Source organism: Leptolyngbya sp. FACHB-541 (assembly GCF_014695875.1).
Taxonomy (GTDB): Bacteria; Cyanobacteriota; Cyanobacteriia; order Elainellales; family Elainellaceae; genus JAAUTN01.
On sequence record NZ_JACJPC010000042.1, the window covers coordinates 54,038 to 79,415 of the forward strand.

Consider the following 25,378-nt stretch of genomic DNA (forward strand, 5'->3'; position numbering starts at 1 on the left):
ATGTTTCTCTAGCAAGTCTATAGAATCCGGGATACTTATACCAACTAAGGCAGAGTATCTTAAAGCGGAGCCTGCTCCAAAATATTCAACCTAATATAGGAAGTGAAATTTACAAATCTGCTGATTTTGCGGTACTATTCTGTCACCAGATTTTTCTTAAACATTTGTAAACTAATGGGAAGCTCTCGTTAAGCGTCCTACTCTGGGGAGTTTGTAATGAAGCAACTGGTTACTGCTGAACGCTTCTGTCTGATTGGTCACCTCGGAGCAATGGCTTTCGGGTTGGCAGGGCTGCTGCTGGTGATGCCGCATCCTGAATTTCTCTCACTGCTGCCTGCGGGGCAAACTCTCTTTCAGTGGAGTATGGCTGGCGGTGGTGTGATTTATATTTTGCTGGGGACGATCGCTGTTGCGGTTTATGCCTATCGCATGTTGGGTCTACGCAACTGGCTAGTCTTTATGCTGCCAGCGATTCTAATTTCTTTAAGCAGTGAGCTACTGGGAACTGGCACTGGCTTTCCTTTTGGTGACTACAGCTACTTGAGCGGCTTGGGATACAAAATTGCAGGTCTGGTGCCATTTACTATCCCTCTGTCCTGGTTCTACCTGGGTTTAGCCTCTTACCTCTTAGCTCGTGCAGGGTTGGGCATTGGTCAGGTGAATGCGGCAGGCGAACTACCCAAGTTTGGCTGGTTGAGACAAATTGTGGCGATCGCCCTGGGCGCTTTGCTCCTCACCTCTTGGGACTTTGTGCTTGATCCAGCTATGAGTCAAACGGCAATGCCCTTCTGGTACTGGCATCAGCCCGGAGCTTTCTTTGGAATGCCCTACCAAAACTTTGCTGGATGGATGGGTACAGGTGCGGTGTTTATGACGGTAGCGGCTCTATTCTGGCGCACGCGACAGCCCGTCTTGCAGCGTTCTCAACTGAATCTGCCGATCGCCATCTACTTGGGCAATTTTGTTTTCGCCACGGTGATGAGTTTGGCTGCTGGAATCTGGATTCCGGTTGTTCTGGGAGTTGTTTTAGGGGTGGTTCCTGCTGTGATCTGCTGGCGCACATCACAAACTGCCGACCTTGAAGCAATTTCTGTTACCGGATTTGTTAGTGAGACGGAATCGCTAAAGCCCAAGCAGCCTCCCGCTGCTGTTGGAGTTAGTGCCAAGTGATAATTGTTGGAAATGTATGGGCTACTGCTGCTGACCTTTGGGTTGGGGCCGTAGCCTTTTTTTTCGTTTTGGTGCAGTTTCCGGCGATTGCCATTCTACTTTCTCGCTTACTTCAAGGGCCAGGGCGGCAGCCGCCTCTTTCCCCTTGCCAACCTACGCCCGATTTGCTGGGTCAGGTGAGCGTTGTGGTTCCAACTTTGAATGAAGCTGAGCGAATTGGTCCCTGTCTTGACGGGCTTAGCCACCAAGGATACGAAGTGCGGGAAATAATTATTGTTGATAGCTGCTCCCAGGACGGTACGGTCGATCTGGTGAAGGCAGCACAGCAGCACGATCCCCGTTTTCGGCTAATGACCGATGATCCTCTGCCGTCTGGCTGGGTGGGTCGTCCTTGGGCGCTGCACAACGGATTCTTGTCTAGCTCCGAGGGCAGCGAGTGGATTTTGGGAATTGATGCAGACACGCGCCCGCAAAAAGGTTTGGTTGCCAGTCTAGTTTCAACGGCAACCGAGCAAGGCTATGACCTGGTTTCGCTATCGCCTCAGTTTATTCTCAAAAGTTCGGGTGAATTTTGGCTTCAGCCTGCTTTGCTGATGACGCTGGTTTACCGCTTCGGACCGGCGGGAGCAGCGACAGACAGTTCAGAGCGAGTCATGGCAAATGGGCAATGTTTTCTCTGTCGGCGATCGCTCCTTGCTGATCTGGGCGGTTACACCAGCGCCCGCAGTTCATTTTGCGATGATGTCACCCTGGCGCGATATGCTGCCAGGCGGGGCGCAAAGGTTGGCTTTCTCGACGGCGCAAAGCTGTTGCAGGTGCGGATGTATGAAGGGGTGGCGGAAACCTGGCGTGAATGGGGGCGATCGCTCGATCTCAAAGATGCCTCCTCCGTTGCCCAAAAATGGGGTGACTTAGCATTTCTACTGGCTGTCCAAGGTTTGCCCCTGATTAACCTGCTGGGACTTGCCGCACTCGTAGCGGCAGGCTTTCATTCCTTGCCCGTGTTGGTGGCGTTGACGCTAAACGCGGCTCTGGTAATCATGCGAGTTGCTTTGCTTTGGGCGATCGCGCCTTCCTATGCCCGCACCTCAGACAAAGGAAAGTGGGCTTTCTGGTTGTCTCCTTTAGCTGATCCGGCGGCAGTTCTGCGGATTTTGCTTTCTTCCCTCCGCACTCCAACTCAGTGGCGCGGTCGGAGCTATTCTTAGCTATAAAACTCATGCTAGAACTTCCCACCCTCTATCTTGGATTGTTGGGCAGTGCGATCGCAGGTCTGGCAACAGGCCTAGGAGCACTGCCCATTCTGTTTTTCACCCGAATCACCCAAAATGCTCAGGGTGTCCTGTTGGGGTTTGGTGCGGGCGTGATGTTAGCAGCGACAGCCTTTTCGCTAGTAGTTCCAGGGTTAGAAGCTGCCACTGTTCAGATTAACAGCTCCGTTTATGCCGCAACGATTGTGGCTTTTGGCATTGTCTTAGGTGGCGTGTTTCTGTGGTTGAGCAACCGCTACTTCCCGCATGAACACTTCTTTAAGGGACAAGAGGGTAGCAAACAAGCAAACCTGAAGCGAGCCTGGTTGTTTGTGATTGCGATCGCCATTCACAACTTCCCAGAAGGGTTGGCAGTTGGGGTTGGCTTTGGTGGAGATGACATTTCCAATGCGATCGCCCTGACTGTGGGCATCGGTCTACAAAACATTCCAGAAGGTTTAGTCGTAGCAATCTCGCTTCTGGGCGAAGCCTATTCCAAACGAGACGCAATTTTGATTAGTTTAATAACGGGCTTAGTTGAACCTGTGGGTGGCGTTATTGGCGCTGGTGCAGTTTCAATTGCTCAACCTTTCCTGCCTGTAGCGATGGGTTTTGCGGCTGGAGCAATGCTGTTTGTGATCAGCGATGAAATTATTCCTGAATCCCATCGCCTCGGCTGTGAAAAGTCTGCGACTGCCGGAGTGATGGTCGGATTCGTGATCATGATGTTTCTAGATGTGACGCTAGGATGAGCTTCCTTCGATCGGGAAAAAAAGGAGTGGGCGATCGCTGAAGGTATTGCTATCAAGACTAGGCTTCTTGAGAGCCAGCAGCGGTCGCCTCCCTCCCTAGCATTCATTCACCTGTGATTAAAAACTACCAGGCAGACTTGTCATCGAGATGTTGCAGAGATGAAGTTGAGATGACAAACTTCAAGATTCCTTTATATCTCTCGGACTGCTCAAAGTCTCATCGGTAGCCCTAACGCTTTACTCCAAATCTTCACTCACTTGCGGTAAGGTCGCCATGTCAATGTCACAAAGGCTATCTAAGATTTAGATACTAGTAGCAGAGATATCTAAATCAGCCCACGGCATGACCTGCCCTACATCTCGGTTCAGCAAGCGCAACAAACTGAACGAGACATTCAACATCCAATTATTCACGCTAGCATCTCACACTCCGGAGGACTATGAAAATAAGCCGTCGCAACGACTCTGACCATCAAAACACTGATTTGCAAGATTCAATTTCTGCTTCTGACTTTGTTGCAACGGATGCACCTAGCGATCGCAAGAGACGCAATCCCCTCAGACAGGCACCCGTCTACTTGGCGCTGATCTTAGCAGGTACAGGAGTTGGCATCATCGGCAATCGTTTGGTGGGGTCTGAGCTGCCCATTCCGGCTCAGCCACCCCTTGAGACTCAAACAAGCGAACTACCCATCAACTCGGCGGCTCCCAGTGCATCGCTAATCCCAGTCAACCAAAACTTCATAGCAGCAGCGGTTGAGCAAGTTGGTCCCGCTGTGGTTAGAATCGATTCTTCACGTACCGTCAGTACTCGTATACCTGAAATTTTCGGACGCAGATTCTTTGGTGAATCGGGCGATCCCAATTCACCTCCAACTCGGGTCGAAGAGGGAACAGGGTCGGGATTTGTGATTGATGCAGACGGACTGATTTTAACGAATGCCCATGTTGTAGATGGTGCTGACCAGGTGACAGTAACGCTTAAAGACGGGCGCGAGTTTAGCGGTGAAGTATTGGGAACTGATCCCGTCACAGACGTTGCAGTCATCAGAATTGAGGCGAACGGGCTACCCACCGTTAAAGTGGGCAATTCGGAGCAAATTCGACCGGGAGAATGGGCGATCGCCATTGGTAACCCCCTTGGACTCGACAACACTGTCACTGCCGGGATCATCAGTGCCACAGGACGCAGCAGCGCAGACGTGCGTGTACCCGACAAACGAGTAGACTTCATTCAAACGGATGCTGCCATCAATCCTGGTAACTCTGGTGGGCCATTGCTGAATGAGCGGGGTGAAGTGATCGGGATGAACACCGCTATCATCGGTGGTGCACAGGGTTTAGGCTTTGCCATTCCCATCAACACGGCTCAAGACATTGCCAACCAGCTCATTGAAACGGGTCGAGCTGAACACGCTTATCTAGGCATTCAGATGGCGACCATTACTCCAGAGTTAAAAGAGCGCCTTAGCCAAGATCCCAACATTGATGTGCAGATTCCAGTAGAGGAAGGGGTTGTAATTATTGCAGTTGAACCCAACTCCCCCGCCGCTAGTTCGGGACTGCAAGCTGGCGATGTAATTCAGCAGGTTGGTGGACAGGCTGTACCCACTTCTGAGGAAGTGCAGCGCATTGTGTCAGACAGCAGCGTGGGTGAAGACCTCTCGATGCAGGTGCTTCGCAATGGAGAAACGGTCAACCTGACCGTTCAGCCCGGAGATTTTCCGACTGAATAGTCGAATTAGAGCCATAGATGAAAGGGCACCCCGCTCAGCGGGGTGCCCTTTCATCTTAAAGAGGTGATCTAACAAAGAGGTGCATAGTTTCCATTAATAAAATTCATGGAAAAGACTGGAATGATTGGGGCAGTTGCGCGAAAATCAAACCAGAATTGGGGATGTTTTATGAAAACAGGTAACCTGGACGGAATTAAGCTTTCCCAGTTGCGGGCGCTGGTTGCAGTCGCAGAAGTCAGCAATTTTAGCGAAGCTGCCCTGCGTCTGGAGGTTTCTCAGTCAGCCATCAGTCATGCGATCGCCGCTCTAGAAGAATCATTGGGTGTCGTCCTATTTTCACGCGGACGACATGGCGCACGGCTCACCCCGATTGGCGCACGGGTCAAAGATCACGCCGAAGATATGCTGAAGCTGCTGGATGTCATCGGCAAGGAAGTCAACCTGACCAAAGGGTTGAAAGGCGGACAGGTGCGCGTCGGTGTGTTTCGCAGCGTCGCAACTCGTCTCCTGCCAGAAGTAATTGTGCGGTTAAAGCACTACTTTCCTGACATCACCACTACCCCGATTGAATATCGCGATGACGATCGGGTCGAGCAAGCCCTGCGCGAAGGACGGGTAGATGTCGGCTTTACCTGTATGCCAATCACTGACGGGTTTGAGGGTTGGGAGCTAATGCGCGATGAATACGTCGTGCTGCTGCCGCCCAAATTGCAGCGTCCCAGCACCCCTCTCACTTGGGAAGAATTGGCAACTTACCCGATGATCATGACTTCTGGGCAGTCCAAGTTAGATTACTGTTCCGTTTTGACTCGTCAACACTTTGCTGAATTGGGGCAGCCGATCAACATCGCCTATGACATTCAGGAAGATTCAACCAGCGTTGGCATGGTTGAGCGCGGTTTGGGGGTAACGGTGCTGCCTCGTCTAGCGACTGAACCGCTGCCTCCAGAAATTCAAGTTTGTTCCTTGCCCGTGCCGCTCTATCGCCATATCCAGGTGGTAATGCTGGCAGATGCCCTGCATTCGCCTGCTGTGTACGCTTTCCTGGATACGCTAAAGGAACTCTATCCGCCTGAACTGCAAGCTACGCCGATTAGCTCTGAACGACGACAGAAAGTGTCGAGGGCGATCGCCTAAAGCTGTATGAAGCTTAACCACTTTCAGGCTGCCGATCGCTTCTATGAAAGAGTAAAAGATTACCTGGAGCAACACACAGCGCAGCATTGTATGCTGCTGAGAGCCTGCTATGCCCTGTTGCACAATCCTCAACCTCGCGATCGCCTCCCTTACCTGGCAACTGTAGAAGCAGAGGATATTCTTGCTGTTGCAATGTGGATTTCGCCCCGCTATTTAATTTTGTCCCAAGTGCGGGATTTTGCAGCATTAGATTTGATTGCTCAAGACCTAAGTACCTATCAGGAACCGCTACCGGGCGTCAGCAGTTTGCCAGATATTGCCACGGACTTTGCCCAGAAGTGGCAAGCCTTGACGCAGAACTCTTATAAGCTGAGCCTGAAACTGTGGGCAAATCAGCTTGTGCAGGTACAGTCCATTTCTCAGGCGAGTGGATACTTGCGGCTTGCTGAGGAAGGCGATCGCTCCCTCCTAATCAACTGGTTGAAAGCGTTCGACATTGAAGCATTAGGTCAAATTGAAAATAATGCCGAAGCTTCAGTTGATCGTGCTTTAGCCCAAAAAACGCTGTATCTTTGGCACGATGGAGTGCCCGTCTCAATGGCTGGCGGCAGAAAGTCTCTTCACACTGGCGGTTGGATTTCACCTGTCTACACACCGCCTGAATATCGCCGCAAGGGCTATGCCAGTTCTTGCGTAGCGGCACTCAGCCAGAGGTTGCTAGACCAGGGCTGTGATTACTGCATATTGTTTACGGATCAGACGAATTCTACATCCAATCACGTTTATCAGGCGATCGGCTATCAACCGGTATGTGATTGGTATGACTACTCGTTTTATCAATAGACCTCCCGCGTGAATGTTAGCGCAGCGCAGCCACATTACCATTCACGTCTCAGAAAGTAATTCATGCAGGATGTCTAATCATCCAGTGGTTGAAATCGCTGGTTTCACGATGGGCGAATTTTTCCTGCCTCAACCGTGAGAATTTGAGAAGATTTAAGCCACTGTGCATCAAAGGAACCGAGATGCGTTGTAGTAATCAGAGTTTGGAACCGATCCTGAATGGTTTCCAGGAGTTTGTTTTGGCGGTTCAGATCTAGCTCTGCCAATACATCGTCTAGCAACAGCAAGGGTGCTTCACCAACAACGGATTCGATTAGTTTTAATTCTGCTAGCTTCAGCGACAGTACCAGGGTTCGCTGCTGTCCCTGGGAACCGTACTGCCGTGCGGGGGTTTGGTTGATGGTGAATTCCACTTCGTCGCGGTGCGGTCCGACTAAGCTTGTGCCCTGATAGTGTTCAGCGATCGCCCGCTGCTGAATTTTTGCCAGAAACGCCTGCTGCACCACAGCGGGATTATCCTGCTCCAATCCAACATTGGGAGCGTAGTTCACTTCGAGCAGTTCCTTGTTGTCGCTGATCGCTTGATGCCAGAATTGCGCGATCGGAGCCAGCCGTTCTATCACTCTGGCACGACGACGAATCACGCGAGAGCCAATTGCCGCAAGTTGAGCATCCCAGATGGCAAGCTGGGTTGCATCGGGTGGCATTGCCTCGCTACCAGCCGATTCAGCCAACAATTCAACTGCTGGGACTGCCTCATCTACAAAGCTAACTGGAACTGGGCGATCGCCATCCTTCCGCTGCTGTTTGAGAAACGCATTGCGCTGGCGTAAAACGTGATTGTACTGCTGCAAGATGTAGGCATAGACGGGTTCTAGTTGGGTTAGCAGAGCATCTAGCCAACTGCGTCGTTGTCCAGGACCACCCCGCACCAGATCCAAATCCAAGCTAGAAAACTGGACGGCATTCATTACGCCCAAAAAGTCGAGCTGTCTTCGCAGCGTTTCACCGTTTAGAGCAACGGTGCGGCGACCGTTAGCGCGGAGGGCGATCGCCAAGTCGGTTAAGCCTGTGTCTTTTTCGAGCGTGGCAGCAATTTGACCAATTGCTTCCCCTTCTTGCACAAGTTCGCGATCGCGTGTTGCCCGGTGCGATCGCAAGGTCGCCAGCAGTTCGACGGCTTCCAAAAGATTGGATTTGCCTTGAGCATTGTCTCCTAGCAGGATGGTTTTAGGTGCAAAAAACTCCACCTGCTGATCTCGGTAGTTGCGAAATTGGCGCAGGTGGAGAGTTTTCAAATACATTTTTACAAGGTTTACGGTGCGTTTAGCCCATGCGTCTGCTCAGAAATAGGCGAATGAACAGCTTTTCTAGCTCAACCCAAACAAACATGAGTGAGCTAAAGCCGATGCAAACTGCAAGTTCAAACGGGCTGAGGTAGTGCGTTCCAAAGAAGTTCCGCAATGGCTCAACATAGACTAGCAGCAGTTGCAGGATCGTCGTTAAGCCAACCGCCATCAAGATAAAGGGATTTGAGAAGGGATTTAGCTCTATGGTGAGACGGCTGTTTGAGCGAATTGCCATCGCGTGTCCCATCTGCGCTAAACAAAGGGTCGTGAAGACCATCGTTTTCCACCGCTCAGGGTCACCAGACTGCTGGCTGTAGTTGTATGACCACACCATCAGGGCGATCGCCAGGATTGCCAAAATAATACCAATTCGCACCATGTAAAGTCCCAAGCCCCGCGCAAAGATATTTTCTTCTGGGTCGTGGGGTGGACGGTTCATCACGTTGGGTTCTGCTGGTTCTACAGCTAGCGCCAGGGCGGGTAAGCCGTCTGTCACCAGGTTCATCCATAGAATTTGCAGTGGAGTGAGCGGTACGCCCCCCATCGGTAACAAAATTGGGGAAGCCGCAATCGTCAACACTTCGCCAATATTTGAGCCGAGGATGTATTTAATGAAGCGACGAATGTTGGTGTAGACGACTCGTCCTTCTTCGGTAGCGGCGACAATCGTGGCAAAGTTGTCATCTAACAGCACCATATCGCTCGCCTCTTTGCTCACGTCTGTGCCCGTGATGCCCATTGCGATACCGATGTCTGCTTGTTTCAAGGCAGGCGCATCGTTCACGCCATCGCCGGTCATTGCTACGACTTTGCCCTGACGCTGGAGGGACTGCACGATTCGCAGTTTATGTTCTGGAGCAACCCGCGCATACACGCTGACGTGATCAATTTCTTGCTCTAAGCCTGCTGCGTCTAGTCTTTCTAACTCACGACCGGTGAGAACGCGATCGCCTGGTTTGGCAATGCCCAAGTCTTCGGCGATTGCCTGTGCGGTCAACTGATGGTCGCCCGTGATCATAATTGGACGAATTCCAGCGGTGCGGCATTTGGCAACCGCATCACGCACTTCAGGTCGGGGTGCGTCCAGCATGTCCACCAAGCCCAGCCAAACCAATTCTTGCTCCGTCGTTTCATCAGAGCCTTCTGCTGGTACTTGATTAAGCAGCTTGTAGGCAAAGCCTAATACCCGCAAACCTCGCGATGCCAAATTATTGTTTGTCTGTAAAACCTGGTTGCGATGCGCCTCCGTTAGGGGCTGCACCTGTCCACCCACGCGAATCTGCTGGCACCGCTCCAGCACCAGTTCAGGCGATCCTTTACAGAATAAAACGAGCGATTCTGCCCCAGGAATAAAGCTAGCCAATTCATCCTTCGCCCCTCTTCCTTCATCCTTCACGATTACGCTCATGCGTTTGCGCTCAGACGAGAAGGGAAACTCAGCTGCACGAGGCAAATGCTCTGTCCAATAGTGACGGTCGAGTCCAGCTTTACTGGCAACGACTAGCAGGGCACCTTCAGTCGGGTCACCTAGAATTGTCCAGACTCCATTCTCTTTCTGCAAAATCGAATCGTTGCAGATTATGCACGCTAGCAACAGCGCCTTTAAGTCCGGTCTGTCTTGGGGAGACGCAACTTCGTTGTCATGGTAAAACTCACCCGTGGGGTCATAGCCTTCTCCAGTGACGCGCAGGGAAGCATCTACCGTATGGAGCGACTGCACCACCATCTTATTTTGGGTGAGGGTGCCCGTTTTGTCAGAGCAGATGTTGGTGACAGAACCGAGCGTTTCTACCGCAGGTAGCCGGCGAATCAGCGCATGACGGCGCACCATCCGTTGTGTTCCTAGTGCCAGGGTGACAGTAATAACGGCAGGCAAGCCCTCTGGCACAACTGCCACCGCCATGCTGAGTGAGACTTCTAGTAAATCTTCTAAAGGTTCCCAGCTTCCGGCTCGGAGCAAGCCGCCAATCACGACCAGCGCAACCAGGGCAAGCGAACCTGAAACCAGGACATTGCCCAGTTGCGTCATTCTTTGCTGCAGCGGGGTTGGCTCGCTTTCGACGGACTGGAGCAGTTCGGCAATGCGGCCTAGCTCCGTTTTCATGCCCGTACCCGTGACTAACACGGTGCCGCGCCCCTGAATAACTTCAGTTCCTTGATAGACCAGGTTGATGCGATCGCCTAACTGTGTATCATCAGGCAACTCAATTTCAGCCCGTTTATTGGCGGCGTGCGCCTCTCCGGTGAGGGCAGCTTCTCGCACTTGCAGATTTGAAGACTCTAATAGACGACCATCCGCTGAAACCTGTACTCCTGCCTCTAGCAGCATCAAGTCACCGGGTACCAACTCTTTAGAGTCAATATCCATGGTTCTGCTGTCTCGGATTACCCGAACTTTAGGCGAAGCAAGCTGTTTCAACGCTGCCAAGGCTTTCTCAGCGCGGCTTTCCTGGATATAACCCAACGCTCCATTGAGAATCACAATCGCAAAAATGGAAATCGCGTCTTTGGGAACAGGTGTGACTCCCTCTGCTAATGCGCTGCGAATGTCTATAATGGCTGAGATAATCGCAACTGCGATCAGCATCAGCAGCATGATGTTCTTGAACTGATCGACCAGAATGGCCCAGTTGCTGCGTCCGCCGCGCTCTTCTAGCTCATTTAGACCGTAACGCTGTAGCCGTTCTTGAACTTGCTGAGCGGTTAGACCTGTCTGGCGATCGCTCTGAAGCAACCGTAGCGCCTTCTCAGTTTCAAGATTATGCCAGACAGTGGGAAGCGAATCTGGCAGAGAGTCCGAAGCCATAGATGAGTTCATCAACTTTTTACCATAAAGCAGTAGACCGTAGTGTCTAAATCCAAGCCGCATTCATCTGTGAGGATGAAGTTTTGGATTTCGACTAAATTTCTAGATTTTACTCAGTCGCATAGCCCGAAACAATGCCACTGTAAAACAAGCGGGTTACAGCTTCGTATGCCCAATGATCAGTAGACACGTCTGCAAAAGCTGGCTCAAACTGCTCAATCGGCGTTTCTAGCACCGTACTCAGGGGCAACGGAGCCTGAGCGCGGCTGATTGTTGCGCTAGTTGGACTAGTCTGCGCTACCGCAGGAGCAGTGGGGCTAGTAAATCGAGGTTGAGCAGATGCTATACCCGATTGCCCTGAATCTTTTATGGACTGAGCTTGGGCGGCAATAGGAATGAAGCTAACGCTGGTGGCGCTCGCCACTGCCATCCAAAACCGTCCTTGAGCCAAAAATAATTCTTTCATCGCTGCCTTACTGGGAGTACCAATTCAAAACCAATCGAGAGCCAGAGAATGAAATCTGCTAGATCATCTGCCAAATCGGTAGATCGTCAAAGAAGCACATCAGCTTGTAGAGGCAAGCCTGTCACATTGGGTCACATTTTCAGCTTCAATGGTAGCGAACAACCATAGTACAAGCTTCAGCATTGCTTGAATGCAGGTAGGCTAAGCCAAGACTTCTTATTATTGTGCCTTATAAATTATTGTGCCTTATAGATATCGGCAAGCTCCAGAGGGTGTGAGTGACTGCCTGTCTTATCCTTAGCCCTCAACCCCCAAATTTATAAAACTCATTAGGATGAACCATAGACACTCTCCTCTTTGATGGTGCTATGAACTTGTTCACCCAAATTTTTCATCTTGTTGGTTCTGGTGCAGTCGCCTACATCACGGCGCGCAATATGCGGGATTTGCAGACTCGCCCGAACTTGCTAGCAGGTTTTCAACTTGCAGAATCAGGCTCAGTCCCTTTTTTAGAAGCGCTTAGCCAGAGAGCCGCTGCGGAGGGAGATGACTGGTTAGCCGAAAAGCTTAGCCGCCACGCTCAAGACGAGCGCAAACACGGACAGATTTTTGCCCACGCCTTAAAGCAACTCAACAAACAAGTGATTGACTTTAAGCAGGTGCCCCAAACCACAGCAGAAGGTAAACCCGATGAGCGGCGGCGCAGTCCTTTCTTTGATGCTTACTTTGAGGGCTATTCTAGGGAAAATATGAGTCCCGAAAAAATTGACTGGCTTGTATTTTTGGGCAGCACTCATATTTTGGAGCTAGATGCCTGTAAAGATTTTGCACGAATGGCAAATGCTCTGCCCGACGATCCTCAGAGTGTCAATTTGAAAAAGAGCATTCTCAGCATTGCCCAAGATGAGAAGGGACATGCCGCCTACTTGCTAGAAGCAATGGAGCGTCGTCTGCCTCACAATAAGGTGATAGCCCTGGTAGATGAATGGCGGACTCGCAAAGTTAATGCGCTGCTAGCAATGGTGGGAAATCTGATTCAGCGAAATGGACAGCAGCCTTCTCTCGTGCAGGATGGAGTACCCGCTGAAATGTCAGAAGGTGTAGCAGAAGAGAAGGAACTGGCGGCTGTTTGAAGAGGGGTTAGGGGCTGGGGGCTAGGGGCTAGTGCTTCCTGGTTCCCGAACTGGAGATTAGGAACCAGGAAGCACCAGGAAATAAACCAGTTCCTAGCCCCTAGCCTCTTCCTTCCAATGGCTGAAAGGATTTTTGGCTAACGCGGCGTTGAAATAGCGCGGATCGTGAGAAACTTCTGGGCCAATCCAGGAGGGCAATTCGACGGGCTGATTTTCGTCAGATAGTTCGACTTCTGCCACGATCAGCCCTTGATTTTCTCCGGCAAATTCGTCGATTTCCCAGGTTAAATCACCTTGTCGAAGGACATGTCGGGTTTTCTCGATCAGGGGGCGATCGCACAACGTGTCTAGCATTAGCGTTGCGTCTTCGGTTGGAATTGCGTACTCAAACTCTGGACGCACCAGTCCAACCGCCGTACCCTTGATCGTCAAAAATCCTTTTTCGCCTGCAACCCGCACCCGCACAGTTCGCCGCACGTCTGAGAAGATGTAACCCTGACGGTAGCTTGTTCCAATGGCAGATTTCCGCCATTCGTCTCCAACTACCAGGAATTTTCGTTCGATTTCGGTTGCCATTATTTTCAGTTGCTAGCTCTGAGCGCTTTCCCCTTTCTTGCCAAGTAACCAGTAGGTCATCATTTCGCCCCGCCCTTTGATCCGGATACTGCCTCTGGGCTTGAGGATGTATTTCTCTCGTAGGGCGTTGTAAGTTACTTCTGTTACTTGAATTTTATCGGCTACGCCTTCGGACTCCATGCGACTAGCGACGTTAACTGTATCCCCCCAAAGGTCGTAGCTAAATTTTTTGGTGCCAATTACGCCCGCTACGACAGGACCGGTGTTGATACCGATGCGGAGGCAAAAGGAGTCACCTGTATCGCGGTGAAATTGGGCGATCGCCTGCTGCATAGCTAGAGCTAGGTCTGCGATCGCTTCAGCGTGGTCGGGTTTAACCTGAGGCAAGCCACCCACCGCGATGTAAGCATCTCCTACAGTTTTGACTTTTTCCAGGCGATACTGTTCGACGAGCTGATCAAAAGTCGAGAAAATTTGATTCAGTAGTCTCACCAGTTGAACAGGTGGTACCTGGGCTGAATAGGGCGTGAAGTTAACGATATCTGCAAACAAAATGGTGACTTCAGCAAAATTATCAGCAATTACCTGTGCCTGTCCTCGCTTTAGTCGCTCAGCAATTTTTTGGGGCAGAATGTTGAGCAACAGCTGCTCTGTAGCTCGACGGGCTTGACGTAATTCTTCTTCGGCTTGTCTGCGCTCAGTAACATCTTTGACGCTGCCTTCGTAGTACAGCAGCGTGTCATTTGCGTCTTTGACCACCCGAGCATCTTCAGAAATCCAGATAACACTGCCATCTTTGCAGTAGACCTGAGACTCAAAATCTGAAACTATGCCGTATTGCTGCATGTAGGCGATGAATTCGGCTCGACGGGTCGGGAGGACGTAAAGCTGACGGCCAATATTGCTGATCTGGGCAACTAGTTCGTCAGGTGATTCGTAGCCGTAGATTTTAGCTAGAGCAGGGTTGGCGCTGAGATAACGCCCGTCGGGAGAGGTTTGAAAGATACCGTCGATGGCGTTTTCAACGATGCTGCGATATTTGTCCTCGGCGTCCTGGCGATCGCCAATTTCTTGCTGTAAGCGAACGTTTTGCTCTTCTAACCGCTTTTGCAAACTGCGGGTGTTAAGTTGCAGCTCAACGCGGGCTAGCACTTCTTCAATTTGAAAGGGTTTTGTAATGTAATCGACTGCGCCGACTTCAAACGCTTTAACCTTATCTAAGGCATCGTCAACGGCGCTGATAAAGATGATTGGAATATCTTGCAGCAGCGTGTCTGCTTTGATTTGTTCGCAAACTTCGTAGCCGTTGATTCCCGGCATCATAATATCCAGCAAAATCAGGTCGGGCATGATGTTGCGAATTCCAGTCAGGGCAATTGAGCCGCTAATCGCCCCCCGAATGTCGTAGCCTTGCTGACTCAACGTAGAAGATAACAAATGCAAGTTTTCGGGTGTATCATCTACGACCAAAATTACTTTTTGGTAATCTGTTTCTTGCCATTCAAAGCCTAGCAACTCAAAGATTTGTTGCTCTAAGTCCAGCAATTCCTGACGGTGCTTTGACTTTTGCAAGTTAAACGTTTGGTGAGATACCGTCAGAGCCTTGAGTTCTAAAACGGCTGCGTTGATTCTTTCCGTTTCCACATAAAGGTCTGCAATTACTGCGTCAAAATCGCTCAAAGCGTTAACGGTAATTGCAGATTCTGGAGCCAGGTTAGACTGGAGCCGATCCAGGTTGCGGCGCAGCAGTCTACGAATGTAGTAAGCGATCGCTGGTGGTAGAGACAGCCTTTCCCCCTCGGACAGATCAACAGCTGATTTAGAATCGGGATTTGACATATAGGCTCCAGCTCTAGTCTTTGTCCGTCCTGGGAAACCATTTTTGTGGCGATCGCTACTCCTGACTTTGAGTAGGTTGAGCTAGCTCAATCAGGGTCGCAAACTGAAAATTATAGACTACCTTCTTCAGTGCGCGGGCAAGTTCCGCATGTTCCGCAGGAATTTGCTTAATCAGCTTTGTGCAAAGGCTAGGGTTGAGTTGAGTCGCGGCGTGCTGTAGCTCCGTGCGCCAGGATAGTGGCATCACCTTCAAATCTGAAGCCTGTAAAGGTCGTTCTGTGGCAGGTGTATCTGTGTTTTGCTGAAGTTCATTAGCTCGTTCAGGGGTTTCAGTATAGGCATAGCGCACGCCCAAACGTTGGGCGATCGCCGTCAACAGTTCATCTGCTCCAACCGGTTTATAGAGGCAATCGTCGCAGCCAGCTTCTAGCATCCGCTGTCGCTGTTCATCGAAGGCACTGGCCGTTAGGGCAATAATTGCAGTGTGGGAATGATAATCGGACGATAGTTGTGCTTCTCGCTCCCGTTTTCGGATTTGTTGAGCTGCCTCATAGCCATCCATTACAGGCATTTGCATGTCCATCAGGATCAGATCAGGCAACCAGCTTTGCCAAAGGGCGATCGCCTCTTTGCCATTCCCCGCCTCTCGCACCTCAAACCCCATCTTAGTCAGTAGCTTCACGATAATCATCCGATTCGTAATCTGATCTTCGACGATCAGCACCCGGCGAGTTGGCTGATGCGGCTCCAGGCGGACAGCCCTCCTGGGTGTAGGAGTATTTCCTTGTCGATTGGCAGAAACAACTGAGTCAACTCGAAGCTCAAACTTAAACGTCGAGCCTTGTCCCACAGTGCTGCTAACCGTGATGTCGCCTCCCATCAGTTGCACAAAGCGGCGGCTAATCGACAGCCCTAGACCGGTTCCCTGTTGAGCTTGTTGTCCGGCTTTTGCCTGCACGAAAGCATCAAACACGGTGTCAAGCTCTTCTGCCGAAATTCCCTGTCCGGTATCTTCAATTTCAAAACAAAGCGTTACCTGCCTTGGTGGACTGGTCATCGGTCTGCTTTCGTAGTCCCTCCCCACAGATTCCTCAATCCTCGTCGCAACGCCAAGTTGAACACTTCCAGTCTGAGTAAACTTAATTGCGTTACTCAGCAGGTTGATGAGAATCTGACGAAGTTTTCCCTCATCTGCCTGGATAAACTGGGGAACCTGAGCGGTGCGGTGGAATCGCAATTCCAGTCCCTTAGACTTCGCCTTGAGCCGAAACATTTCCTCCAGGCTGTTCAACAGTTGATAAAGGTCAAAGCAGGTTTGATTGAGCGTGACCCGACCTTCGTCAATCTTGGACATTTCCAAAACGTCGTTGATCAGTTCCAGCAAATGCTCACCGCTGTGCAGAATAATGTCTAAATATTCTTGAGCTTCTGGCGCACTGGCAGGAGTTCGCCCTAAAAGCTGAGTGAATCCCAAAATTGCATTAAGGGGCGTTCGCAATTCATGGCTCATGTTTGCCAAAAACTCGCCTTTCGCTTTGTTGGCGGCATCTGCCCGATCTTTGGCTTCTCGCAACTCTGCTGCCTGGTGCTGCACCTGAGCAAACAGTTCTGCTTGTTGAAGGGAAACTCCCATTTGTGCTGCAACGTGAGTGACGATGCCTATTTCGGTCTCTTCCCAACAGCGTGGTCCTGAGTTTTGGTTAGCAGAGAGCAGTCCCCACAGTTTGTTGCTCTGCCAGATCGGAACCGTCATGCAGGCTCTAGCTTGCAACCGCTCAAGCAACTCGATGTAGCAAGTACTAAACCCAGCCTGATAGATGTCTTCGACCCAGATTCCCCGATTGCCTCGACTGTAGATACCTCCTTGAGTATTTTGCAGGTGGGTATCTTGGACAAAATCTGTGGGTGGCTCTAGTCGCTTCACCCTGCAGTCTTTGCTGCTAGTGAAATTTTGCGTCAGATCAGGTTCAAGTTCCTGTTTTTGAATTAGAGAAATCCAACCGTTGGCAACCGACTCAGAGACAAAGTTGCCGCTCCAGTCCGGGTTAAAGCGATAAACAACGACGCGATCGCACTTCAATAATTGCCGTAGCTCCTGAGTTGTCGCTTTGAAGATTGTCTCTACGTCCAGACTTTGGCGCATTTGCTCAATCACGCGGGCGACAGCTCGTTCACGTTCTAGACTGGCTTGGAGCGCTTGCTCTGTTTGTTTGCGATCGGTGATGTTAATTGAGGTGCCAATGATGCGATGAATCCGAGAGCCATTCCAGATCGGCACCAGGTTGGTAAACCACCACACCTCCTGTCCATTAAAAGGCAAACATTCCTCATAGCCGATGGCTTTGCCCAGATCCACACAGTCCTGATAGTGTCGCCGTACTGCTGTTGCGGATTCTAGTGGAAACACTTGCTCAGGCGTTTTGCCACACAAATCGGTAGACGGAATGCCCGTAAAGCGTTCATGAGAAGGATTCAACCCGGCATAGCAAAATTCGCCATCTTCTAAAACGTCAATCACAAAAATGGACTCTTCAACCCCCTCATAAATGCTGCGGAGGAACTGTTCTTGTTGTTGCAATGTGGCTTCAGTTTGCTTACGGGTGGTCACATCAACAGCAGTACCAAGAATTTGAGTTGGAACCCCGTTCTCATCTCGGGTAAAGACGACATCGCGCGATCGCAACCAGCGCCACTCGCCATTGGCACACTTGAGCCGATATTCCCGCTCTACAACCTGACCATCTGCAACCTCTGCCCAAGCATTGACGTATTCCGCTAAAACCCCTTGATCTTCAGGGTGAAATTTATCTAAAAAAAATTGTGCACCTGCTTGCAAAACTTCTTCTGGGTGGTAGCCTAACGTTTCATAAATTTGATGATTGACGTAAATGCTTCCCTGCGTTGTCAGGTCAAAAATATATAAAAGCTGTGGTGAATCGTCAGTTACACGTTCAATAAACCGTTTACTTTGAAACAGTTCTTCTTCGGCTTGTTTGCGGTCGGTAATATCCCGCGCAACAATCAAGACAGACTGAATTGAGCCATCTCGTGCAACTTCGGGAACAATGCGAGAAAAATAATAAGCAGTCTTATCTGGCAGCGAGATTTCATACTCCAAGCTTTGTTCTTGCCCAGATTCTAAAACTCGCTGAACTGCATCCTGCCAAAGGGTTGCTAATGGCTCAGGAAACCCTAATTCCTGATTGGTTTTACCAATAAATGCTGAGGCAGGAATTCCTGTTTCTTGCTCCACCTTTGGATTGACATACAAATATCGAACTTGCCGATCAACCCGCATGATTGCGTCTGGTGAATTCTCAACTAGCGCTCTAAATTCTTGCTCTCGTCGGCGCAGTTCAGACTCCATTTGTTGTCGTTCGGAAGCTTCTTGCTCCAAAATCCCAGTTCGTTCCTGAATCCTTTGATCCACCGAAGCATTCAGTTGTTTTAGCTGCTGATTGACTTCCTGTAATGTATGGGTTTGTTCAGACAGTTTTCGGTCTTGCAGATAGCTATGAACTGCGTCCACAACGGCTATCAGATCCTCAGGCTGCCAGGGTTTAGAAATGTAGCGATGCAATTTAGCTTGTCTAAGTGTATTGCCTACTGCCTCTAAGGTTGCTTGCTCAGTTAATGTGATTTTGAGCATGTTGGGCGATCGCTCATGAATACACCCCAACAATTCATTGCCCTTGATCCCAGGCACCACGTAATCAGCTGAAATTAAGGCGATTTCGGCTTGTTCATCTAACAGTTCCTGGAACAGCTCTAGTACATCTTCACTACCTTCAGCCGTTTCAATAATGCATTCATCTCCTAATGCTTTTTTAAGCTCAATTTTAAGGCTGTCTAATACCGCAGGCTCATCATCAACACAAATAACAACGGGTTTATTCATAGTTTCATTAAACCTGATTTGATGGTTTCAATCAGTTCTTCAGCCTGCCAGGGTTTGTGCAGACAGCGATGCAAATTGGCTTGCTCAGTCGCTCTGGCGATCGCTCGTTTCTTGCTCAATGCGATCGGTGTATTCAACAACAACCTGCTTCAAGGATTCAGCAATATTTTGCAGTGTGATTAGTCCAGTGACTTGCGGCTGATTACTTGCTGAATCGGAGCACCAGGGGCAAAAATCGGAGGATGACACTGAATCACCTGAGCCAAAGAGATTTGCGCCAAAATGTTCAGTGAGGACATAGCTTCTCACTCGGTTGCTATGGTTGGAAGCGATCGCAAAGAAACTCCCTACAGTAATTCAGGAGTTTTTACGGTGCCACTGGCAAGTTTGTGTACGAAGATAGATGTCTAGTACACAAACTAACACACGTTCAAACCACAGACATGATTTGGCGCTCAGTCTACTGAACCCATCGGCTAAGGCTTATAACCTATCTGCTAAGCCTACGCAATCAGTTGGTTGAAATCCGTACAAGCTTTTTTGTGTTGTGTCAACTTAAACAGTCGCCGTAGTAGGTTGGGTGAAGCAAAGCGGAACCCAACAAAGACTAGGTAGACCTTAGGTTTTACCCAATCCACAGCGTGTCTAGTCTCATCTGATGGGTTAGCTTCAATGGCTAAAGTCTTCTGACAGCACAGGTTCTGCGATGCTCCACCCATCCTACGGCTTTAGTTACTACTTAGTTTGCAGCGCTAAGTTCCTCAATCGTGCTGATATTCTGCAGCTTTAATTCAGGGCTAGTCCGCTTAATTAATCCGGTCAGCACTTTGCCTGGGCCAATCTCAATGACCCGCTCCATCCCTTCCTGAGGCAAGCGTAGAGAAATTTCTCGCCAGCGAACTGAGCCAGTCATTTGGCGCACCAGCCGATCCTTCAGTACCTCCCCATCTGTAGCAGGCGTTGGCTCAACATTAGACAAGACAGGTACACGGGCGGTTTGAAAGGCGACGATGTCTAGGACTAACTTAAACTCAGCAGCGGCTTCTGCCATCAGCGGAGAGTGAAACGCACCGCTGACATTGAGCTTAACAGCCCGCTTTGCCTTGACCTGAGAAAGAATCTGTTCTACTGCTTCGGGCGTGCCAGAAATCACGACTTGCCCTGAATTATTGTCGTTTGCTAGCACCACATTTTCAGTTTGCTGGATCTGCTGCTCTAGTTGCTCCCGATCAAAGCCAATCAGTGCAGCCATCATCCCATCTGAAGCGCTATCCATCAGCTCTGCTCGTCGCTTGACTAGACGTAATCCCGTCTCGAAGTCAAACACGCCTGCCACGCAAAGCGCAACGTATTCGCCCAAACTGTGACCTGCAACCAGATCGGGCTGTTGACCCTTTTCGAGCAAAAGCTCCGCCAAAATGCTTTCGATGACGTAGAGGCAGGGCTGAGTGTAAAGCGTTTTGGATACTTTGTCGTCTTCGCTCTGGCAAATCTCAGGGATGGACCAGCCGAGAATTTGCTCAGCCTGATCAATTTTTGCTTGAGCGAGAGACAGATCGAGTAAGTCAGATCCCATGCCGATCGCCTGTGACCCTTGCCCAGGAAACACCCACGCGGTTTTAGTCATATTCATTTGCCCCTACTTCATTTGCCCCAACGAAAAATAGCTGCACCCCAGGTCAGTCCGGCTCCAAAACCAGAGGCGGCAATCACGTCGCCGGGTTGAATTCTGCCATCTCGCACAGCTTCATCCAACGCAATTGGAATCGACGCGGCGGAGGTATTGCCATATTCGCCCATGTTGCTGAGGACTTTCTGACTGGGAATGTTGAGCCGTTCGGCAACTGCGTCGAGAATTCGCTGGTTGGCCTGGTGCAACAGCAGCCAATCGACATCCTCAACGGTGAGGCTGGCATGGAATAGAGCCTTTTCCAAAACTTCGGGAACTCGCTTGACGGCAAAGCGGTACACTTCCCGACCGTCCATCGTAATAGGTTGGTAGGTGCCTTTACCGACACTAACTCCCTCAATCAGTTCTTTAGACTCTGCCTGATAGGAAAGGTTGAGGCAATGGTTTTGGCTGCCGTCACTGTGTAGCTCAAATCCTAACAGGCGATCGCCTCCCTCATGAGCCTGCATCACGACTGCACCCGCTCCATCACCAAACAGGACACAGGTACGGCGATCGGTCCAGTCTGTCCAGCGAGAAAGCAGATCGGCTCCAATCAGCAAGACATTGCGATAGGTACCGGTGCGGATAAATTGAGCCGCTGTCACCATGCCAAACACAAAACCAGAGCAGGCGGCAGTGATATCAAAGGCGGCCGCTTTGATCGCACCCAGTTCTGACTGAATTTTGCTGGCGCTGCCAAACAAATCGTCAGAGGTGGAGGTTGCCAGGATGATCAGATCTATATCGGCGGCAGTGATGCCTGACATAGCGATCGCCGCCTGAGCCGCCTGGGTTGCAATATCTGTCACTGAACCTTGGGCATCAGACAGGTGACGCTGCCGAATTCCGGTGCGAGACGAAATCCATTCATCTGAAGTCTCCACAAACTGGCTCATGCCAGCGTTATCGAGAACAACAGGAGGTGCGGCTGAACCACTTCCTGTAATCGCAATGCCGATTCCTGATTGATGCACAGTTACTCTCCGTCCGGGGCGATCGCCTCGGTCTTCTGGTATTGGGATTGAATCTGATCAAGAACGTTGTGATCGACCGCCTCTTTAGCCAGACGAATGGCATTAAAGATTGAAGGAGCCTGGGAACTGCCATGACTGATGATGCAGATTCCAGCAACGCCCAGTAACAGACCGCCACCATGCTCAGCATGATCCATTCGTTGCTTGATCCGCCGCAAATTGGGCTTCAGCAAAGCTGTACCCACCTGACCATGTAGACCCTGAGGTAATTCTTCACGCAAAATGTGCAGCGCTACTTCACCGACCGCTTCGGCAAACTTCAGCAGCACATTGCCCACAAATCCGTCACAGACGACCACGTCAAAGTTACCCGACAGCACATCTCGTCCTTCGGCATTACCAATAAACGGAATCTTGGGATTGTCGTGCAGCATTTGGTGCGTCCGAACGGCCAGATCATTTCCCTTAGAAGACTCTTCGCCGATGTTCAGTAGTCCGACTTTGGGTTCTTCAATGCCTAGCACCGAGTGAGAATAAATCGTGCCCATCATCGCAAACTGTTCTAAGAATTTAGGGCGACAGTCTACATTCGCCCCAACATCCAGGATCAGCACTGGTTTACTGGCGATTAGAGTGGGCAGTACTGCACCGATTGCAGGGCGATCGATGCCTTTCAACCGTCCCAAACGCAACAGTGCCGCTGCCATTGCAGCCCCAGAGTGTCCGGCTGAAACCACTCCGTCGGCCCGCCCCTGCTTTACCAATTCCATCGCGACATTGATAGAAGCTTTAGGCTTGCGTTTCAAGCCACTAAGCGGCTCTTCATGCATTTCAATCGTGCCTTCTGCCGGAACGACCTCTACCTGAGAAGCGTTGTGATGTTTCATAGACATTTCAATTTGCTGCGGATCGCCCACCAGCAAAACTTCTACGTCCAGTTCTTCGCGTGCCCTTAACGCCCCAGCGACGATTTCGGCGGGCGCATGATCTCCGCCCATCGCGTCAATTGCAATCCGTGCCCGAGTTGATCCCATTGACCAAAGTTATAGAAACCTAAAAAATTCTATCAGATGGACTCTCTCCTGGGACGGATAGAACGAACTACTCATTTTCTCCAGGCTCAATAATTCTTTGGAACAAGTAGCCTGTGCCCCGTGCGGTCAAAATTAATTCTGGGTTGCTAGGGTCGTCCTCTAGCTTGGCGCGTAGGCGTGAAATGTGGACATCTACAACCCGTGTATCAACGTGGCGTTCTGGTGTGTAGCCCCACACTTCTTGTAAAATTTCGGAGCGAGAAAAGGGTTCTCCCGATCGCCCCACGAGCAGTTCTAGCAGGCTAAACTCCATGCCTGTCAGCCGAATTCGCTCGTCGCCTTTGTAAACTTGTCGCTTGTTGGTGTCGATCCGGATATTGTTGATGTGGATCACGCCGGAGCTAGGAATTCCAGTGGTGCCAACTTTTTCGACTCGACGCAACACAGAGCGAATTCGAGCTTCTAGCTCTTTGGGGGAAAAGGGTTTGACAACGTAGTCATCAGCGCCCAGCTCTAAGCCCGTGATGCGATCAGCCACATCACCCAAGGCAGTTAGCATGATGATGGGTACGTCTGACTCTTTGCGTAGCTCTTGACAAACTCCGTAGCCATCTAGCTTGGGCATCATTACGTCCAGCACGACTAGATCGGGGTCAGCATTGCGAAATGTGTCGAGAGCTTCTTCACCGTCCGCAGCTGTTACTACGTCGTAACCAATCATCGACAAACGAGTTTCCAAGATGCGACGAATGCTGGCTTCGTCATCCACAACCAGTATTTTTTCTTTATGATTTTCCAACTTACTCAACGCTCCTTAAGTGACCTTTTCGATAATTAATTTTTCATCACTTTATCATTAAGATATTACCTCATTAAGATCCCTCTGAGATCGCTGAAAATCGCGCTAGAGCTACATTTCACGGTTTCTTAAGATTCTTGCTGAAAATTAAACAGGGCTGAATAAATCTAACATTAATAAAAATGGCAAAGTCGCGATCGCAATACGTTTGTAACGAATGTGGAGCAGAGTCTCCTCAATATTTTGGTAAGTGTCCCTTTTGTAGCAGTTGGAACTCAATGGTAGAGCAGGTTGTACCTGCTAGTGCAAGTTCTTCAAGGGTGGGGGCGATCGCCGCTAAAACCAGCACAAAATCTAGGCGATCGGGTGAGTCAACTGCGCCTCAAGCAATTGTGTCACTGACTTTACCGCAGATTTCCGACTATCCTCAATCGCGATTGTCCTCTGGCTATACGGAGTTAGACCGGGTCTTAGGCGGCGGCATTGTCCCGGGTTCCCTAGTGCTGATTGGGGGTGATCCGGGTATCGGTAAATCAACGCTGCTGCTGCAAGTGACCAATCGGCTATCGGCGCAATACCGAATGCTTTATGTCTGTGCAGAAGAGTCGGGGCAGCAGGTAAAACTGCGCTGGCAGCGTTTGTGTGGAGCAGAGAAGGGCAAAGAGGGAGATGTAAATGGAAGCTCTCGTAAGCCCCCAAATATTCGACAAGCTGTGGCAGAGGATGCAGACGGTAGGAATGGAGCAACTGGAGCCGCTGTAATTGCGCCCTCAGAGTCCAATCTTTATCTATTGCCGGAAACGGATTTAGAAACAGTTTTGCTGGAACTAGAATCGTTGCGACCGCAGGTGGCGATTATCGACAGTATTCAGGCGCTTTACTTTGCCACCCTCAATTCGGCTCCCGGTTCAGTCTCTCAGGTGCGGGAATGTACATCGGCGCTGATGCAGCTTGCCAAACGGGAGCATATCACGCTGTTTATTGTGGGGCACGTGACGAAGGAAGGGGCGATCGCTGGTCCTAAAGTGTTGGAACACTTAGTTGATACGGTGCTGTACTTTGAGGGCGATCGCTTTGCCAGTCATCGTTTGCTGCGATCGGTGAAAAACCGCTTTGGCGCAACCCATGAGCTAGGCGTGTTTGAAATGGTCGATCGCGGTTTAGAAGAGGTGACAAATCCCTCAGAGCTATTTTTGGGCAATCGGGATGAAGCCTCTTCAGGAACAGCCACAATCGTCGCTTGTGAAGGTACCCGTCCCTTAGTTGTGGAGTTGCAGGCATTGGTCAGTCCAACCAGCTATGCTTCCCCGCGCCGTTCCACAACGGGAATTGAGTACAACCGTCTGCTGCAAATCCTGGCAGTGCTAGAAAAGCGGGTGGGAATCCCGCTGTCTAAGCTGGATGCTTATGTTGCTTCATCTGGGGGATTGAGTGTAGGAGAACCCGCAGCGGATTTGGGGGTGGCGATCGCTGTTGCTGCCAGTTTCCGCGATCGCATCGTTGATCCGGGTACGGTGCTGATCGGCGAAGTCGGCTTAGGTGGACAGGTGCGTCCCGTCTCGCAAATGGAGCTACGGCTCAAAGAAGCTGCAAAATTAGGGTTTAAGCGGGCGATCGTGCCTCATACCCAAGCCAATTCTGACTCTGGTTTAGAAATCATTCCAGTGGCAAGAGTTGTGGATGCGATCGGAGTCGCGTTGGTGAAAGGGGGGAATGAGGAAGAATGACGTAGGGGCGCGGCATTCAGAAAACTCTTCTCGCGATATACCGATGATTTTCGTCCGAATGCCACGCCCTCCGGATGCCATGCCCAGTTGGATATAACAAACCATTTGTGATTCACCCTTGATTTTCATCCGAACGTCATGTCGGATTTGGCATACTCTTGAACTGAACTCGAACTGGGGTTGAATCCGAACCGGGCGTAGCATTCGGATTCAAGTC

General features: G+C 50.5%; 19 protein-coding genes. 8 read left to right on the forward strand and 11 right to left on the reverse strand.

What is annotated here, in order from left to right; translation table 11 throughout:
* Positions 1-216: 216 nt before the first annotated feature.
* The 6 genes from cruF to H6G00_RS07145 all read left to right on the forward strand — a co-directional run bounded on the left by cruF (position 217) and on the right by H6G00_RS07145 (position 6,888).
* Entirely contained in the window at positions 217-1,170 is a 954-nt protein-coding gene (gene cruF / locus H6G00_RS07120) for a gamma-carotene 1'-hydroxylase CruF (RefSeq protein ID WP_190796209.1), read from the forward strand.
* On the forward strand, positions 1,167-2,378 hold the full coding sequence (gene cruG, locus H6G00_RS07125) for a 2'-O-glycosyltransferase CruG (RefSeq protein WP_190796210.1): 1,212 nt from the start codon (positions 1,167-1,169) through the stop codon (positions 2,376-2,378). Before cruF ends, cruG begins: the two co-directional genes overlap by 4 nt.
* Positions 2,379-2,389: 11 nt before the next feature.
* Positions 2,390-3,172 (forward strand): ZIP family metal transporter, encoded by a 783-nt coding sequence (locus H6G00_RS07130; protein WP_190796211.1) that lies wholly within the window; start codon positions 2,390-2,392, stop codon positions 3,170-3,172.
* 440 nt (positions 3,173-3,612) lie between these two features.
* Complete coding sequence (locus H6G00_RS07135) at positions 3,613-4,908, forward strand: HhoA/HhoB/HtrA family serine endopeptidase (protein ID WP_190796212.1); 1,296 nt, start codon at positions 3,613-3,615, stop codon at positions 4,906-4,908.
* Positions 4,909-5,076: 168 nt separating this feature from the next.
* Entirely contained in the window at positions 5,077-6,045 is a 969-nt protein-coding gene (locus tag H6G00_RS07140) for a LysR family transcriptional regulator (RefSeq protein ID WP_190796213.1), read from the forward strand.
* Between the two features lie 6 nt (positions 6,046-6,051).
* Positions 6,052-6,888: a GNAT family N-acetyltransferase gene (locus H6G00_RS07145; protein WP_190796214.1), complete on the forward strand. Its 837-nt coding sequence runs from the start codon at positions 6,052-6,054 to the stop codon at positions 6,886-6,888.
* 104 nt (positions 6,889-6,992) lie between these two features.
* Here the strand turns inward: H6G00_RS07145 and recF are convergent, their stop codons facing one another.
* The 3 genes from recF to H6G00_RS07160 form a co-directional block, all read right to left on the reverse strand.
* Positions 6,993-8,192 (reverse strand): DNA replication/repair protein RecF, encoded by a 1,200-nt coding sequence (gene recF / locus H6G00_RS07150; RefSeq protein ID WP_190796215.1) that lies wholly within the window; start codon positions 8,190-8,192, stop codon positions 6,993-6,995.
* A gap of 22 nt (positions 8,193-8,214) precedes the next feature.
* Positions 8,215-11,043 carry a cation-translocating P-type ATPase gene (locus H6G00_RS07155; RefSeq protein ID WP_190796216.1) on the reverse strand — a complete coding sequence of 943 codons (2,829 nt, stop codon included), beginning with the start codon at positions 11,041-11,043 and terminating at the stop codon, positions 8,215-8,217.
* 109 nt (positions 11,044-11,152) lie between these two features.
* Positions 11,153-11,509: an S-layer homology domain-containing protein gene (locus H6G00_RS07160; RefSeq protein ID WP_190796217.1), complete on the reverse strand. Its 357-nt coding sequence runs from the start codon at positions 11,507-11,509 to the stop codon at positions 11,153-11,155.
* Between the two features lie 368 nt (positions 11,510-11,877).
* Here H6G00_RS07160 and H6G00_RS07165 point away from each other — a divergent pair, with 368 nt between their 5' ends.
* On the forward strand, positions 11,878-12,642 hold the full coding sequence (locus H6G00_RS07165; protein ID WP_190796218.1) for a ferritin-like domain-containing protein: 765 nt from the start codon (positions 11,878-11,880) through the stop codon (positions 12,640-12,642).
* Between the two features lie 93 nt (positions 12,643-12,735).
* Here the strand turns inward: H6G00_RS07165 and H6G00_RS07170 are convergent, their stop codons facing one another.
* The 8 genes from H6G00_RS07170 to rpaB form a co-directional block, all read right to left on the reverse strand.
* Complete coding sequence (locus H6G00_RS07170; RefSeq protein WP_190796219.1) at positions 12,736-13,218, reverse strand: CYTH domain-containing protein; 483 nt, start codon at positions 13,216-13,218, stop codon at positions 12,736-12,738.
* Between the two features lie 12 nt (positions 13,219-13,230).
* Positions 13,231-15,057, reverse strand: a complete 1,827-nt coding sequence (locus H6G00_RS07175; RefSeq protein WP_190796220.1) for an adenylate/guanylate cyclase domain-containing protein — start codon at positions 15,055-15,057, stop codon at positions 13,231-13,233.
* A gap of 55 nt (positions 15,058-15,112) precedes the next feature.
* Complete coding sequence (locus H6G00_RS07180; RefSeq protein ID WP_190796221.1) at positions 15,113-18,955, reverse strand: PAS domain S-box protein; 3,843 nt, start codon at positions 18,953-18,955, stop codon at positions 15,113-15,115.
* Complete coding sequence (locus H6G00_RS07185) at positions 18,952-19,092, reverse strand: hypothetical protein (protein ID WP_190644788.1); 141 nt, start codon at positions 19,090-19,092, stop codon at positions 18,952-18,954. The genes H6G00_RS07180 and H6G00_RS07185 overlap by 4 nt, the downstream gene beginning before the upstream one ends.
* 602 nt (positions 19,093-19,694) lie before the next feature.
* Positions 19,695-20,582 (reverse strand): ACP S-malonyltransferase, encoded by an 888-nt coding sequence (fabD, locus tag H6G00_RS07190; protein WP_190644789.1) that lies wholly within the window; start codon positions 20,580-20,582, stop codon positions 19,695-19,697.
* Between the two features lie 17 nt (positions 20,583-20,599).
* Entirely contained in the window at positions 20,600-21,601 is a 1,002-nt protein-coding gene (locus H6G00_RS07195; RefSeq protein ID WP_190644790.1) for a beta-ketoacyl-ACP synthase 3, read from the reverse strand.
* 2 nt (positions 21,602-21,603) lie between these two features.
* The gene (plsX, locus tag H6G00_RS07200; protein ID WP_190796222.1) at positions 21,604-22,635 is read right to left on the reverse strand and encodes a phosphate acyltransferase PlsX; all 1,032 of its coding nucleotides are present in this window, start codon (positions 22,633-22,635) and stop codon (positions 21,604-21,606) included.
* Positions 22,636-22,702: 67 nt separating this feature from the next.
* Complete coding sequence (gene rpaB, locus H6G00_RS07205; protein ID WP_190644792.1) at positions 22,703-23,434, reverse strand: response regulator transcription factor RpaB; 732 nt, start codon at positions 23,432-23,434, stop codon at positions 22,703-22,705.
* Positions 23,435-23,616: 182 nt separating this feature from the next.
* On the opposite strand from rpaB, the gene radA reads away from it, so the two are divergent.
* Entirely contained in the window at positions 23,617-25,161 is a 1,545-nt protein-coding gene (radA, locus tag H6G00_RS07210; RefSeq protein ID WP_190644793.1) for a DNA repair protein RadA, read from the forward strand.
* The last annotated feature ends 217 nt before the right edge of the window (positions 25,162-25,378 follow it).

Coding starts and splice junctions, on each gene's coding strand:
- H6G00_RS07130 (WP_190796211.1), top strand. CDS start 2,390: ATGCTAGAACTTCCCACCCTCTATCTTGGATTGTTGGGCAGTGCGATC.
- H6G00_RS07175 (WP_190796220.1), bottom strand. CDS start 15,057: ATGTCAAATCCCGATTCTAAATCAGCTGTTGATCTGTCCGAGGGGGAA.
- fabD (WP_190644789.1), bottom strand. CDS start 20,582: ATGACTAAAACCGCGTGGGTGTTTCCTGGGCAAGGGTCACAGGCGATC.
- radA (WP_190644793.1), top strand. CDS start 23,617: ATGGCAAAGTCGCGATCGCAATACGTTTGTAACGAATGTGGAGCAGAG.
- H6G00_RS07160 (WP_190796217.1), bottom strand. CDS start 11,509: ATGAAAGAATTATTTTTGGCTCAAGGACGGTTTTGGATGGCAGTGGCG.
- H6G00_RS07155 (WP_190796216.1), bottom strand. CDS start 11,043: ATGGCTTCGGACTCTCTGCCAGATTCGCTTCCCACTGTCTGGCATAAT.
- plsX (WP_190796222.1), bottom strand. CDS start 22,635: ATGGGATCAACTCGGGCACGGATTGCAATTGACGCGATGGGCGGAGAT.
- H6G00_RS07145 (WP_190796214.1), top strand. CDS start 6,052: ATGAAGCTTAACCACTTTCAGGCTGCCGATCGCTTCTATGAAAGAGTA.
- H6G00_RS07170 (WP_190796219.1), bottom strand. CDS start 13,218: ATGGCAACCGAAATCGAACGAAAATTCCTGGTAGTTGGAGACGAATGG.
- H6G00_RS07135 (WP_190796212.1), top strand. CDS start 3,613: ATGAAAATAAGCCGTCGCAACGACTCTGACCATCAAAACACTGATTTG.
- H6G00_RS07180 (WP_190796221.1), bottom strand. CDS start 18,955: ATGAATAAACCCGTTGTTATTTGTGTTGATGATGAGCCTGCGGTATTA.
- H6G00_RS07165 (WP_190796218.1), top strand. CDS start 11,878: ATGAACTTGTTCACCCAAATTTTTCATCTTGTTGGTTCTGGTGCAGTC.
- cruF (WP_190796209.1), top strand. CDS start 217: ATGAAGCAACTGGTTACTGCTGAACGCTTCTGTCTGATTGGTCACCTC.
- H6G00_RS07140 (WP_190796213.1), top strand. CDS start 5,077: ATGAAAACAGGTAACCTGGACGGAATTAAGCTTTCCCAGTTGCGGGCG.
- recF (WP_190796215.1), bottom strand. CDS start 8,192: ATGTATTTGAAAACTCTCCACCTGCGCCAATTTCGCAACTACCGAGAT.